This window comes from Paenibacillus sp. FSL M8-0142 (genome assembly GCF_038597315.1).
GTDB classification, from domain to species: domain Bacteria; phylum Bacillota; class Bacilli; order Paenibacillales; family Paenibacillaceae; genus Paenibacillus_AQ; species Paenibacillus_AQ lactis.
The window spans coordinates 2,358,881-2,373,074 of sequence record NZ_CP152008.1; the positions used below are offsets into that span (position 1 = coordinate 2,358,881).

13 protein-coding genes are annotated in these 14,194 nt (G+C 52.3%); all 13 read left to right on the forward strand.

The window, feature by feature from the left end; translation table 11 throughout:
* The first annotated feature begins 32 nt into the window (after positions 1 to 32).
* The 13 genes from fliM (at position 33) to NSQ46_RS11285 (ending at position 14,178) form a co-directional block, all read left to right on the forward strand.
* On the forward strand, positions 33 to 1,031 hold the full coding sequence (gene fliM / locus NSQ46_RS11225) for a flagellar motor switch protein FliM (RefSeq protein WP_007128746.1): 999 nt from the start codon (positions 33 to 35) through the stop codon (positions 1,029 to 1,031).
* Positions 1,021 to 2,289, forward strand: coding sequence for a flagellar motor switch phosphatase FliY (gene fliY / locus NSQ46_RS11230; protein WP_007128745.1), 1,269 nt, complete (start codon positions 1,021 to 1,023; stop codon positions 2,287 to 2,289). The genes fliM and fliY overlap by 11 nt, the downstream gene beginning before the upstream one ends.
* A 28-nt stretch (positions 2,290 to 2,317) precedes the next feature.
* On the forward strand, positions 2,318 to 2,683 hold the full coding sequence (locus tag NSQ46_RS11235) for a response regulator (protein ID WP_007128744.1): 366 nt from the start codon (positions 2,318 to 2,320) through the stop codon (positions 2,681 to 2,683).
* 12 nt (positions 2,684 to 2,695) lie between these two features.
* Complete coding sequence (locus NSQ46_RS11240) at positions 2,696 to 3,220, forward strand: flagellar biosynthetic protein FliO (protein ID WP_007128743.1); 525 nt, start codon at positions 2,696 to 2,698, stop codon at positions 3,218 to 3,220.
* On the forward strand, positions 3,217 to 3,969 hold the full coding sequence (gene fliP / locus NSQ46_RS11245) for a flagellar type III secretion system pore protein FliP (RefSeq protein WP_007128742.1): 753 nt from the start codon (positions 3,217 to 3,219) through the stop codon (positions 3,967 to 3,969). The genes NSQ46_RS11240 and fliP overlap by 4 nt, the downstream gene beginning before the upstream one ends.
* Before the next feature lie 41 nt (positions 3,970 to 4,010).
* Positions 4,011 to 4,280: a flagellar biosynthesis protein FliQ gene (gene fliQ, locus NSQ46_RS11250; RefSeq protein ID WP_007128741.1), complete on the forward strand. Its 270-nt coding sequence runs from the start codon at positions 4,011 to 4,013 to the stop codon at positions 4,278 to 4,280.
* 11 nt (positions 4,281 to 4,291) lie between these two features.
* Positions 4,292 to 5,089 (forward strand): flagellar biosynthetic protein FliR, encoded by a 798-nt coding sequence (gene fliR / locus NSQ46_RS11255; protein ID WP_007128740.1) that lies wholly within the window; start codon positions 4,292 to 4,294, stop codon positions 5,087 to 5,089.
* Positions 5,086 to 6,195, forward strand: coding sequence for a flagellar biosynthesis protein FlhB (gene flhB, locus NSQ46_RS11260; protein ID WP_040738183.1), 1,110 nt, complete (start codon positions 5,086 to 5,088; stop codon positions 6,193 to 6,195). The genes fliR and flhB overlap by 4 nt, the downstream gene beginning before the upstream one ends.
* A 24-nt stretch (positions 6,196 to 6,219) precedes the next feature.
* Positions 6,220 to 8,253, forward strand: coding sequence for a flagellar biosynthesis protein FlhA (gene flhA / locus NSQ46_RS11265; RefSeq protein WP_007128738.1), 2,034 nt, complete (start codon positions 6,220 to 6,222; stop codon positions 8,251 to 8,253).
* Positions 8,250 to 9,680 (forward strand): flagellar biosynthesis protein FlhF, encoded by a 1,431-nt coding sequence (gene flhF, locus NSQ46_RS11270; RefSeq protein ID WP_342576767.1) that lies wholly within the window; start codon positions 8,250 to 8,252, stop codon positions 9,678 to 9,680. Before flhA ends, flhF begins: the two co-directional genes overlap by 4 nt.
* On the forward strand, positions 9,677 to 10,573 hold the full coding sequence (locus NSQ46_RS11275; protein WP_342576768.1) for a MinD/ParA family protein: 897 nt from the start codon (positions 9,677 to 9,679) through the stop codon (positions 10,571 to 10,573). Before flhF ends, NSQ46_RS11275 begins: the two co-directional genes overlap by 4 nt.
* Positions 10,574 to 10,733: 160 nt before the next feature.
* Complete coding sequence (locus tag NSQ46_RS11280) at positions 10,734 to 12,074, forward strand: chemotaxis response regulator protein-glutamate methylesterase (RefSeq protein WP_007128735.1); 1,341 nt, start codon at positions 10,734 to 10,736, stop codon at positions 12,072 to 12,074.
* Positions 12,075 to 12,096: 22 nt separating this feature from the next.
* A complete protein-coding gene (locus NSQ46_RS11285; RefSeq protein ID WP_007128734.1) occupies positions 12,097 to 14,178 on the forward strand; it encodes a chemotaxis protein CheA in 2,082 nt (693 codons plus the stop codon).
* Positions 14,179 to 14,194 lie beyond the last annotated feature (16 nt).

Here is a 14,194-nt window from a genome sequence, read left to right on the forward strand (position 1 = left end):
GTTCGTCGGATGACCTGTAAGGGGGTGAGTAGATGGTTGATGTATTATCGCAGAATGAGATCGACGCCCTATTGGCCGCGCTCTCTTCCGGTGAGATGGATGCGGAGGAGCTGAAGAAAGAGGAAACGCAGAAGAAGATTCGTTCTTATGATTTCAAAAGAGCGCTTCGCTTCTCAAAGGACCATATTCGCAGCTTGACACGTATCCATGAAAATTTTGCACGTTATCTTACAACATATTTCTCGGCACAGCTGCGTACTTTTGTGCAAATCAATGTGGTGCAGGTTGAACAGCTCCCATACGATGAATTCATACGTTCCATACCGAAAATGACGGTGCTCAACATTTTTGAAGCTGAGCCGCTCGAAGGGCGAATGGTGCTTGAGGTTCATCCAAACATCGCCTATGCGATGCTGGACCGCCTGCTGGGAGGAACCGGGGTCGCGCCGTCCACGATCAACTCGATGACCGAAATCGAGACCATTATCATGGAACGGATTTTCAGCCGGGCTTTCGACAGCCTCAAGGAGGCCTGGAAAACGGTGCTGGATATTTCTCCGCGGCTTGAGGCGCTGGAAACGAATCCTCAGTTTATGCAGATCGTTTCCCCGAACGAAACCATTGCGCTGATCTCGCTGAGCACTAAAATCGGCGATACCACGGGAATGATCAATCTCTGTATTCCCCATGTCGTGCTGGAACCGATCATGTCCAAGCTGTCCGCGCATCAGTGGTTCATCTCTGAGAAAAAAGCCAGAATCCCCGAGGAAGTGGACGCGCTTAAGCAGCGGGTAAGCAAAGCTCAGCTTCCGATCGTTGCCGAGCTTGGCGTTTCACAGCTGACCGTCTCCGAATTTTTAGGACTCTCGGTCGGGGACGTTATTTCACTGAACAAGCCGGTGCATGACGGGTTATCCATCAAGGTCGGCGACAGACTGAAGTTTATTGGCAGTCCCGGAACGGTAAAAGACCGGGTTGCTGTACAAATCGATGAAATTGTCATCGAAGGAGCTGAAGAACTTGACGAGTAAAGATTATTTATCCCAGGAAGAAATCGACGCCTTGCTGAAGCAGTCGGAAATGGCATCGGATCCTTCTTCTTCGGCGGCTACCGTAGATGATGTATTGACGCCTCTGGAGCAGGATGCGCTAGGGGAGATCGGTAACATTACCTTTGGCAGCGCCGCTACGGCCTTATCCACGCTCCTCGGCAAGAAAGTAGATATTACGACGCCGAGAGTGTCCATCATCAAGCGAAGCCAGTTCGAGGAGGAGTTTCCAAAGCCGCATGTTGCCGTTCATGTTACGTATGTCGACGGCTTCGAAGGCATCAACTCTCTCGTGATCAAGACTCGCGACGCCCAGGTGATCGCAGACTTGATGCTGGGCGGAGAAGGCAACCCCGAAGAAGGGGAGTTAAACGAAATCCATATCAGTGCCGTCCAGGAAGCGATGAACCAGATGATGGGCTCTTCCGCAACGAGCATGTCCACGATATTCAACCGGTTTGTCAATATTTCGCCGCCGGGCATCGATATTTTGAACATGGTGAGCGGAGAAGGCGTCAACAATCTGCCGCAGGACGAAACCTTGATCAAAATTTCGTTCCGTCTGATTATCGGCGACTTGATTGATTCGACCATCATGCAGCTGCTCCCTGTTCAATTTTCCAAAGACATGGTTCGCATGCTGATTAACGGCACGGATGAGCCTCAGCCTGTGAAACAAGAGACTGCAGCGGCGGTAGAGACACCGGCCCCGGCTCCGGCGCAAGAACCGGCAGCTCAGCCTACCCAGCCGCCCGCTTATGCACAGGATGCAGGGAATGCGCAAGAAGAAGCTCATTATGGTTACAATGCGGCCATGCAACCCCAAGGAGGACAGGCTCCGAATGCGATGCCGTATGGACAGCCGCAAATGCCTCCGCAGACGGGGCCGCAGCATTACGGCGGCATGCACGGCCGGAATGTGAACGTGCAGCCGGTGCAGTTCGCCAATTTTCAATCGGCGCCTTACCCGCAGGTGGATGAAAACAATCTGAACTTGCTGATGGACATTCCTCTTAAGGTCACCGTAGAATTAGGAAGGACTCAGAAGCAAATTAAGGATATCCTGGAAATGTCCCAAGGTTCGATTATCGAGCTGGACAAGCTGGCGGGTGAACCGGTAGACATCCTGGTCAATCATAAGCTGATTGCCAAAGGCGAGGTTGTCGTCATCGATGAGAACTTTGGCGTACGTGTGACGGATATCGTGAGCCAATGGGACCGAATTCAAAAATTACAATAGCACAAACATTTAGGGAGGATTTTTATCAATGGCTAACCGAATTCTGATTGTGGACGACGCTGCATTTATGAGAATGATGATCCGTGACATTCTGGTCAAGAACGGATTCGAGGTTGTAGGCGAGGCTCAGGACGGCTCGCAGGCGATCGAGAAATTTAAAGAGCTTCGTCCGGATCTGATTACGATGGATATTACGATGCCTGAAATGGATGGGATCGCTGCGCTCAAGGAAATTAAAAAGATTGATCCTAACGCAAAAGTCATCATGTGTTCCGCGATGGGTCAACAAGCGATGGTTATCGATGCCATCCAAGCCGGAGCGAAGGACTTTATCGTTAAGCCGTTCCAATCGGACCGCGTCATTGAAGCCATCAACAAAACGCTTGGCGTATAAGGATTGTTTCTTATGATGATGGCGGCTTCCGATGAAATCGGCACAGGTGGTACTGGCGGATATTATTTACAGTTATTTTATGTCTTTGTCGTTCTTGCCATCATCATCGCATTGATCGTTCTCCTGATTCGCTTCTTAGGCAAAAAGAATCAGAGCTGGATGCAGGGCCGCTCCATTCGTACGCTCGGTGCGGTTGGGATGGGCCCTAACAAATCCCTTCAGCTCGTTGAAATCGGGGGCAACATCTATGTGATCGGGGTTGGCGAAGACGTTCGGCTCTTGGACAAAATTTCCGATCCCGCGGAGGTCGCGCTGATTCAGGCGGCATTTGAACAGGATTCAGGAATGTACAGCGGGGCGCTGCCGCCTTTTGTAAGCAAATTGGCGGCAAAACTCCGTAAAAACAAGCAACCGGAAGAAATCGAATGGGATGACAGCTCCTCTTTTCACGAGGTGTTCGAATCTAAACTGCGCAGCGTACCGAACCGGAAACAAAAGGTCGAAGAATTGCTGCGGGAGGATCATAAGGATTCATGAATAAAAAGATTACGATTGCTATCACGATGTTTATGCTGGCCGGGATGCTGCTATCCCGTACGGCATTTGCAGATCCGATTCCGAACATCGATATTCAAATCGGCGGGGAAGGGGAGACTCCGGGGACAAGCTCGTTGTCCTTGATCCTCCTGATTACCGTTCTTAGCATTGCACCGGCCTTGCTCGTGCTGATGACAAGCTTTACGCGGATCGTCATTGTACTCGGGTTTGTCCGCACATCTCTTGGAACACAGCAAACTCCGCCGAACCAAGTGTTGATCGGGTTAGCCCTCTTCCTTACCTTGTTCGTTATGGCTCCGACGTTTTCAACCATGAACGAGGTTGCGCTGCAGCCGTATCTCAAGGGTGAAATCAGCCAAACCGAGGCGCTGCAGAAGGCCCAGGATCCGATCAAGAAATTCATGTTCTCCCATACGCGGGAGAAAGATCTGCTGCTGTTCATGAATTACACGGGAACAGAGAAGCCGGAGTCGTACGAGGACATCCCGTTGACCGTCATGGTGCCGGCCTTTGCCATCAGTGAGCTGAAGACAGGCTTTCAGATGGGCTTTATGATCTTCATTCCGTTTCTGGTCATCGATATTGTCGTTGCCAGCGTTCTGATGGCGATGGGGATGATGATGCTTCCGCCGGTCATGATCTCGCTGCCGTTCAAAATATTGCTCTTTGTCCTTGTGGACGGCTGGTATCTGGTGGTCAAATCCATGCTGATGAGCTTTAATCCGTAACGTTTGAAACGGCAAGTAATTCGAATACAGGGGGACTCGCCGTGAGCTCTGAATTTATTATCGGCCTTGCAGGGCAGGCCGTTTACATTGTGCTTCAAGTGAGCGCGCCCATGCTGGTTCTCGCTCTGGTAGTGGGACTTATCATAAGTATTTTCCAAGCGACGACGCAGATACAGGAGCAGACGCTGGCATTCGTTCCAAAGATCATAATTGTTCTTATCGCGCTCCTGCTGTTCGGTCCTTGGATATTGACAACGTTGGTGGATTTCACCCACGGAATTTTGGACAATCTCTACAAATATATCGGATAGGCTGAGTGTCCATGGAATGGTTGCAGCAAAGTATACCTGTCTTTATGCTTGTTTTTTGTCGAATAACATCTTTTTTTGTAATAGCTCCAGTATTTACATCGCGGGGCATCCCGACTTCATTTAAAATCGGGTTTTCCTTTCTGCTTACAGTCATCGTTTATCTTACGTTCGGAATAGGAGAAACGGTGCCGCAGGATCTATCCTATGCTCTGCTGATTGTCCAGGAAGTGCTGGTAGGACTGCTGCTCGGCTTCACCGCCTATCTGATCATGGCCGTCGTCCAAACGGCCGGCGCGCTGATCGATATCCAGATCGGCTTTAGCATGGCCAACGTCATCGATCCGTTTACGGGCGCATCCATGCCGCTGATCGGCAACTTTAAGTACTATCTCGCATTGCTCGTATTCCTTGGCATGAACGGCCATCATTATCTGCTCGATGCCATTATGTACAGCTATGATTGGGTGCCTATAACGGGCAACGTATTTTCAAAGATTCTAGACGGCAGCGTTACGGATATTCTTGTCAGAACCTTTGCCCACTCGTTCATGCTTGCCCTTCAAATGGCGGCTCCGCTTGTGGCGGCCTTGTTTCTGACCGATGTCGGCCTCGGCTTCTTGGCGAGAACGGCACCGCAGTTCAACGTATTTGTCATCGGCATTATTCTTAAGATTCTGGTCGGGTTAGTGCTGCTGATGCTGCTTATGCCGGGACTTGTGTCATTATTTGATCATTTGTTCGCCCAAATGTTCGAGGCGCTCCGGCAGCTGCTCGGCGTCTTACACGAGGGAACGGCGCAAGGAGGATGAAGAGGATGCGGAACCGATCCCCCTACCGTTATCCGGTGGATTTGCAGCTGTTTGCTGGGGAGAAGACGGAAAAAGCGACGCCGAAGAAACGCCAGGATACGCGTAAAAAGGGTCAAGTGGCCAAAAGTATGGAAGTATCGGGCGCCTCGGTGTTACTATCCGCTTTCCTGTGCATGCTGATGTTCGGCGGTTACATGAGAGACCATACGGTCCGGCTGTTTACGGACGTATACCTTAACCGGCTCTCCATGGACGTAACGAATGAGAATGTCATGCAGCTCTTGGGCGAGTATGCCATTCAAATATTGCTGCTGCTCGCACCGCTGTTTGTTGCTGTGTTTGTGATCTCACTGGTCGTAAATTATATTCAGGTCGGTTTTCTCCTGACAGGAGAGCCCTTGAAAATGAAGCTCAGCAAGATCGATCCGATCAAAGGATTTAAAAATATTTTTTCCATGAGGTCCTTGATCGAATTTTTTAAATCCATATTTAAATTAACGATCATTGGCTACCTCGTATACACCACTCTTTGGGGAGCCAGAGGGGAATTCTCCTCCTTGTCGACGAAGAGTCCGGATACTATTTTTCAATTTGTAGCGAATGTTACGATGTCGCTTGGCTTTAAGATCGGGGCTGGCCTGCTGATCCTGTCCGTCCTGGACTATTTGTACCAGAAGTACGAATACGAAAAAAACATCCGCATGTCAAAGCAGGACATTAAGGATGAGTTTAAGAAAATGGAAGGCGATCCGCTGATCAAAGGAAAAATCAGGGAACGCCAGCGCCGGATGGCGCTGCAACGAATGATGCAGGAAGTACCGAACGCAGACGTCATTATTACGAACCCGACCCACTTTGCGGTTGCGCTCAAATATGACGGTTCTACTATGGAAGCTCCGCAGATCATCGCGAAAGGCCAGGACTATATGGCCCTGCGCATCAAGGAAATTGCCAAGGAACACGGCATTATAACGATGGAAAACAAGCCGCTGGCACGAGCGTTGTACCAACGGTCCGAGATCGGGGATTCCATTCCCGGAGACCTGTTCCAGGCCGTAGCGGAAGTGCTGGCCTATGTATATAAACTTAAAGGTAAAGCGAAATAATTAGGGACCGGAGGCCTAAGTGCAGTGAAAATAAAAGATCTATCTGTCCTTGCGGGTGTCATTGGCATCGTACTTATGATGATTCTTCCGATCCCGATCTGGCTGCTGGATTTACTGCTTATCATCAATATATCGGTGGCACTGATCATCCTGCTGGTGGCCATGAACACGAAAGAAGCGCTGGACTTTTCGATATTTCCTTCCCTGCTTCTCATCACGACCTTGTTTCGGGTTGCGCTGAACATATCGACAACCAAGCTGATTTTGTCCGAAGCCAATGCGGGTGAGGTTGTCGCTACCTTCGGCAGCTGGATTGCCAATGGCGAAATCGCGGTCGGGTTCATCGTCTTTTTAATTTTGATCGTGGTTCAGTTTATCGTCATAACGAAAGGCTCCGAGCGCGTGGCTGAGGTTGCCGCACGATTTACGCTGGACGCCATGCCCGGTAAGCAGATGAGCATCGATGCCGATTTGAATGCAGGCCTAATCAACGAACAGCAAGCTCGGGAGCGCAGACGGAAAATCGAGCGGGAGGCCGACTTTTACGGTGCGATGGACGGTGCCAGCAAGTTCGTAAAAGGGGATGCCATCGCTTCGATCATCATCCTGCTGATCAACCTGATCGGCGGATTTATTATCGGGATCTCGATTCATGGCATGTCGTTTCCCGAAGCGATGAGCACGTACTCGATCCTGACGATCGGGGATGGACTGGTCAGCCAGATTCCGGCGCTTCTCATATCGACATCGGCAGGTCTTATCGTCACCAGAGCTTCCTCCGAAGGAAATCTGGCCGAGGATCTGACAGGTCAGCTGTTTTCCTATCCACGCTTGCTGTATATCGTATCAGGCACCGTATTGCTGCTGGGATTGTTTACTCCGATTCATTTTATAACGACAGCGCCCATCGCGCTTGTTCTGTTTATAGCAGCAAGGAGAATGCAGAACAATCTGGACCGCAAGCAGGTCGAGGTGGAGCAGATGGAGGAGGAGCAGCAGATCGAAGAGGTTCGCAGTCCGGAAAGTGTCATCAACCTGCTGCAGGTGGATCCGATCGAATTCGAGTTTGGATACGGCTTGATCCCGCTTGCGGATACCCAGCAGGGCGGAGACTTGCTGGATCGGATTATTATGATCCGGAGACAATGCGCGCTTGAACTTGGACTGGTCGTGCCGGTGATCCGAATCCGCGACAATATTCAACTTAAACCGAATGAATATGTCATAAAAATAAAAGGGAATGCTGTCGGCGGCGGGGAATTACTACTAAATCATTACCTCGCCATGAGTCCCGGCTACGAGGACGATTCCGTTACGGGAATCGAAACGACGGAGCCCGCATTCGGGCTGCCGGCCCTCTGGATTGACGAGGCGACGAAAGAACGGGCCGATCTGGCGGGATATACCGTCGTGGATCCGCCTTCCGTCGTAGCTACGCATTTGACAGAGCTGATCAAGCGGCACGCTCATGAGCTGCTGGGGCGCCAGGAGACAAAAGCGCTGGTCGACAACATCAAGGAAAGCTATCCGGTGCTTGTCGACGAGCTGATCCCTTCCGTGCTGACGATCGGGGAGGTACAGAAGGTGCTCGCCAAGCTGCTTCGGGAGAAAATCTCCATTCGCGATATGGTTACGATTCTGGAGACCCTTGCGGATTACGGGCATTATTCGAAGGACCCGGATGTGCTGACAGAGTATGTAAGACAAGCGCTCTCCAGGCAAATCACACAGCAGTTTGCTCAAGACGGAGAGGCCATGAAGGTGATCACCGTCGGACCGCAGCTTGAGAAGAAAATCGCGGAGAGCGTGCAGCAGAGCGAACAGGGGACTTACTTGGCGATGGACCCGGTGTCTACGCAGAATGTATTCCAGAAGCTGAGCGAGCAAGTGAATCGGATTATCCAGATGGGACAACAGCCGGTGCTGCTTACCTCTCCGGCCATCCGCATGTATTTGCGGCAGGTGATTGAACGCGGGATGCAGGATATTCCGGTTCTATCCTACAGCGAGCTTGAGCCGAACGTCGAAATTCAAAGTGTCGGAGTGGTGAACTTATGAGAGTAAAAAGGTATATCGTCGACACGATGCCGGAAGCGATGGCGCAGATCCGATCGGATTTGGGTACGGATGCGGTCATATTGAGCACGAAGGATATTAAGGTAGGCGGCTTTCTAGGGATGTTCTCCCGAAAGAAGATCGAGGTTATCGCCGCGGTTGAGCAGGAGGAGAAATCGAAATCCTCCGTCAAAGCCAAGCCGAAGCCGCCTGCGGCAGTGCCGAAGGCAGCCGTACCGAAGGCATACCAGCGAGCAGCGGAAATCGCGAATCCGACGGCAGCCGATTTGTCAAAGGCTCCTGTCCAGGAAGCGGTGAAGCCGAAGGATGGTGCACAAGAAGCGGATTATGTCCGCTTTGCCGAGATTATGAGCCAAGCCGCAGCAGCCGGGGAGGCGCAGGAGGTCCGGGAGGACAGCCCGCCACCGATACAGACGGGAACGGCTTCGGCCGAAGCCGCTTACCCGAGCCCGAAGGCAGCAGCTGCAGCGCAAGGCAAATTGCACGATCCTCCGGTTGAGCCCTTGAGCTCCCGGCTGGGCATCAGTGAATCAGAGCAGCGAGTGCTCGAGGAACTGAAGGAAATGAAGGAATGGATCGCCAAGCTGTCCAGGCACAATCTTGAAGCCAGACAGCTGCCGGAGCCGCTGGAATCGATAAGGGATCGCCTGCTTAGACAGGAAGTTTCCGCGAGGCTCAGCGAGCAGTGGCTTGAGGCTGCTGAAGAAGCGCTGCGGGAGAGCGGGATGCAGCTTGGAAGCGAGCAGCTGCAGGCGATTATGCGCGAGCAGGCGAAGGCTTTTATTGATGAGCGCATCGGCGGGGGCATTCAACCTGACACGCGGATCGTATACATCGCCGGGCCGACGGGTGTCGGCAAGACGACAACGATCGCCAAAATCGCTGCAGAGCAGCTGTTCAGATATCACCGCAAGGTGGGCTTTATAACCTCGGATACGTACCGGATATCGGCGGTAGAGCAGCTTCGGACTTATGCCTCGATTTTGAATGTCCCAATGGAGGTAGTCCAGTCGCCGGGAGATATGCAGCGGGCGCTTCAAACCCTTCAAGACTGTGATCTGATCTTAATGGATACAGCCGGCCGGAATTATCGGAACGAGCTGCTCGTCTCCGAATTGCAAAGCCTCTTTTCCCATTCGGAGCACAGCGAAACTTACCTTGTTCTCAGCCTTACGTCCAAGAGCGGGGATATGATTGAAATCGCGGATCATTTCAGCAAATATGCACTCGATAAAGTCATATTCACCAAGATGGATGAGACCGGAAGCTTCGGTCCGATCTTCAATCTGCTCCATGCGCACAACCTGCGCTTGTCTTACATGACCAATGGTCAAAATGTACCGGACGACCTGCTTTTGGCCAATAGCGAGCAGTTGTGCGATTTGCTGCTGGGAGATACGCGGTCATGACGGATCAAGCCCATTCACTCAGGCAGCTCGTATCTGCGCAGCGGAGCGAGAACGTGGGAATGTCTCCTAGGACCTCAGCCGGAAGCGCCAAGATCATAACAGTCACGAGCGGCAAGGGCGGTGTCGGGAAATCCAATTTCTCGCTGAACTTTGCGCTTGCGCTGCAATCGATGGGCAAAAAAGTGCTGGTGTTTGACGCCGATATCGGAATGGCCAATATCGATGTGCTAATGGGCGTATCGTCCCGTTACAGCCTTTATCATTTGCTGCGGCGGGAGAAGAGCATGGAGGACGTGATTCAGTATGGGCCCGAGCAGCTCGCCTTTATTGCGGGGGGATCCGGACTTGCCGACCTGTTTTCTCTCTCCGATTCGGACATGAATTATTTTCTCGATCAGCTTGAGCGCATATCGTCCGACATGGATTACATCATTTTTGATACAGGCGCAGGCTTGTCAAAAGAAAACATGCGGTTCATTACCTCGGCCGATCATTGTTACGTCGTAACGACGCCCGAGCCGACTTCCATCACGGATGCGTACGCTCTCATCAAAGTCGTGCATGGGACCGGGTCTAGAGTCCCGCTCAGCCTGATCGTCAATCGGGCCAGTGATGAACGGGAGGCTCGTGAAGCAGCGGATAAAATCATGTTAACGGCCCGCCGCTTTCTGGATTTGGACATGCAGCTGCTGGGCTCGATCGCGGATGATCCGCATGTCGGGCAGGCGGTCAAGCGGCAGGTTCCATTCACGGTAGCGTTCCCGAAGTGCGATGCTGCAAGCGACGTCAGACGGATCGCTCTTCGCAGCATGGCATCTCCTGTCCCTGCAGAGCCGGATGCCCCGAAAGGAATCAAGGGATTTATGCATCGCTTGCTCAAACGGACAAAGTGATTCTTACTTCAGGATTTTGCAAAATTTGATTCAAGCCGCTCCCGAGTACAATATAAAGACGAATTCAACCATTTCGCTCTATATATTGCTGACTGATAGTCGCTCTTTGGATTTTTGCATCATCCTTACTTGGATAATTGGAAACTGAGGTGGACTGATAGTGGAGCCCTTTCGTGTGCTTGTTGTGGACGATTCCGCATTTATGAGGAAAATATTCTCGGATTTCATCGAGCGAGACGCACTTTTTCAAGTGGTCGGAACGGCTGAGAACGGGCAAGAGGCCATCCGGAAAGTGAAGGAATTGAACCCGGATGCGGTTACCCTGGACGTGGAAATGCCGGAGATGAACGGATTGGACGCTCTGAAATTTATTATGGAGTTAGGGCCTCGTCCGGTGATCATGCTGTCCGGCTTGAATGAAGAGGGGATGAAGGAAACGATTCTGGCCCTAGAGGCCGGCGCATTTGATTTTATACGAAAGCCTTCCATTACGAATGCGCTCGGGATCGAGCAGGTCGGGCAAGAGCTGATGAAGCAGCTGCATGCGGCGATGCAGGCCAAGCAGCGCAGAGCCTTGTGGGAGGAGGAAGAGAGGGCGCGGCAAGCTGCACAGCGTCAAACCTCCTCTTCCCGAGCTTCCAAGCCTCTCGGCAAGCTGGCGGATAAGAAGCCGAGTGCGAAGGAACTGCCTCAGGCCGGTCATATTCGGGCAAATGCTGCTGAGGTCCTTGCACGTCAGGAACCGCCTTCGGTCGGCGAGGAGAAACGGAGGATTCGGGAAGTGCTTCCGGGCACGGATCCTTTACGCCGGAAGCCCGCCGCTCCGGAGAAAAGAAGGAAGCCGGAGTCCCCAAAGCCGTCTTCAGCCGGAGCTGACAGCCGGCCTACAGACAACGGTCCGTCATCCTTGGCGGCGATTACGGATCTCGTAGCGGTGGGCTGCTCCACTGGGGGGCCTCGGGCGCTGAAGGCTTTTCTGGAGGGGATTCCAAGCGGCTTTCATGCTCCGATCGTTATCGTGCAGCATATGCCGCCCAAGTTTACGAAATCTCTTGCACAGCGCCTGAATTCATTTAGCAGGCTGGAGGTGCTGGAAGCAGCCGACGGAATGCCTTTGGAGCCGGGGAAAGCTTATATCGCTCCAGGGGGAAGCCATATCCGGGTAAGACGCACGGAGAAAAACGGATATGTGATTGCTACAAGCATGGATGAGCCGCGCAACGGCCATCGCCCATCTGTCGATACGCTGTTCGAGTCGCTGCTCCCGCTGACGGAGCTTACGCGTCATGCGGTGCTGATGACCGGCATGGGAAGCGATGGAGCGAGAATGATGAAGAAGCTTTACGATTCGGGCGTTAAATCCACCTTTGCGGAGAGCGAGGAAACCTGTGTTGTATACGGAATGCCTCGCTCGGCTGTCGAACTCGGATGCGTCAATGATGTGTTGCCTCTGCAGGAACTTGCACCCAAAGTGGTTCAAGCTGTAAATAACAGAAAGTGAACTCAGGAGGAGGTGTCTCTCAATGGACATGAATCAATATTTGACAATGTTTATTGATGAGTCAAATGATCATCTGCAATCATTAAATGAAAACATGCTGCAATTAGAAAACAATCCGGACGACTTGGGAATCGTGCAAGTGATTTTCCGGTCGGCGCACACGTTAAAAGGCATGGCCGCAACGATGGGCTTCGAAGATCTCGCCTCGTTAACGCACCAGATGGAAAATGTGCTGGACCTCGTTCGGAATGAAAAGCTGACGATGCAGGATTATATCTTCGACACGCTCTTCAAAAGCTTGGACGCGCTTGAATCGATGGTGCAGGATATTACGTCCGGAGGTGACGGCAAATCGGATGTGTCTTCGATTGTGGCCGCTCTTCAGTCCATCGTCCGGGGAGAGAACCCGGCGCAACAAGCGCAAACCGGAGAGGGTCAAGGCGCTGATCAAGGATCGGCTTCCCAACCCGGAATCACGCTGGACGAGTTTCAGTATTCGGTGCTTGAACAATCCATTTCGGAAGGCCATAAGGTTCTCTATATACAAGTGACCCTGCGCGAGGATTGCCAGCTTAAAGCGGTTCGGGCCTACATGGTATTCGAGGCGCTGGAAAGATCCGGAGAAATCGTAAAGACGCATCCGGACGTTCAAGACATTGAGCAAGGTGAATTCGATCGCGTATTTTCGTTGTACTACATAACACAGCGGGAAGCCGCGGACATTGAGAGCCAAATCCTCGGCGTTTCTGAAATCGAGACAGCCCAGGTTGTCTCACTGGATCATGAAACGCTCCAGCAAATGGTACAACAAGCTGCGGCAGCACTCGAAACCGTCAAGCCGGAAGCGCAGCAGCCTGCTGCGGCAGCTTCGGCACCTTCGGCACCCGAGTCGAAGAGCACCCCTGCAGCCGCCAAGGAAGCGAAGGCTCCGGCCCGAAGCGGCGGGGCGAACCCGTCCCGAACGATCCGCGTGGACATTGAACGGCTGGACGTCCTGATGAACCTGTTCAGCGAGCTGCTTATTGACCGGGTACGGCTTGAGCAATTGGCGAGCGAGGCCCAGAACCAGGAGCTTACCGATACTGTCGAGCATATGAGCCGGGTCAGCAGCGATCTTCAAAATATCGTGCTGAAGCTGCGCATGGTTCCCGTGGATACAGTTTTCAACCGCTTTCCGCGGATGGTCCGGGACCTTGCGAAAACACTGGATAAAAAAATCGATCTCATTATCACCGGGGCCGATACGGAGCTGGATCGGACCGTTATCGACGAAATCGGCGATCCGCTGGTCCACCTGCTGCGCAACTCGGCTGACCATGGCATCGAGCCTGTCGCGGACCGGATAGCCGCCGGCAAGCCGGAAACCGGAACGGTCCATCTGCGGGCCTTCCACAGCGGCAACAACGTATTCATTGAGATTGAGGATGACGGCCGGGGCATTTACCGTGAGAAGATCTTGCAGAATGCGCTCAAGAAGGGTGTGGTTACCGAGTCCGAAGCGGAGTCGATGTCGGATGAAGAAGTGCATCAGCTGCTCTTTGCTCCGGGATTCAGCACGGCGGAGAAAATATCCGACGTATCGGGCCGCGGAGTAGGGCTTGACGTCGTCAAATCCAAGATCGTTTCGCTTGGCGGCAACGTGACCATCTATTCGACCCCTGGGAAAGGAACCAACTTCTCTGTACAGCTTCCGCTGACATTGTCGATCATCGCAGCCATGCTGATCAAGATGGGCTCCGAGAAATATGCGATCCCGCTGTCATCCATCGTGGAAACGGCTGTCATCAAACGCGGCCACGTCAAAAATGTGCACGGCAGCCGCATGGTTCACTTCCGCGATTCGATGATACCGATTATTTCGCTCAGCAAGGTGTTCGAGGTGCCGGATTTCGATGATGAGCAGGAAGAAGAAACCGAAATTGTCGTGATTCGAAAAGGCGATCGTCTAGCCGCGCTCGCGATCGATGATTTTATCGGCCAAAGCGAAATCGTTATTAAAAATCTGGGCAAATACTTGCCGGCGATTCAAGGAATTTCCGGGGCAACGATCCTCGGCGACGGACAAGTTGCTCTTATTATCGATGCGAATGCGTTCATTAAGTAAAACAAGTTTCATTCGT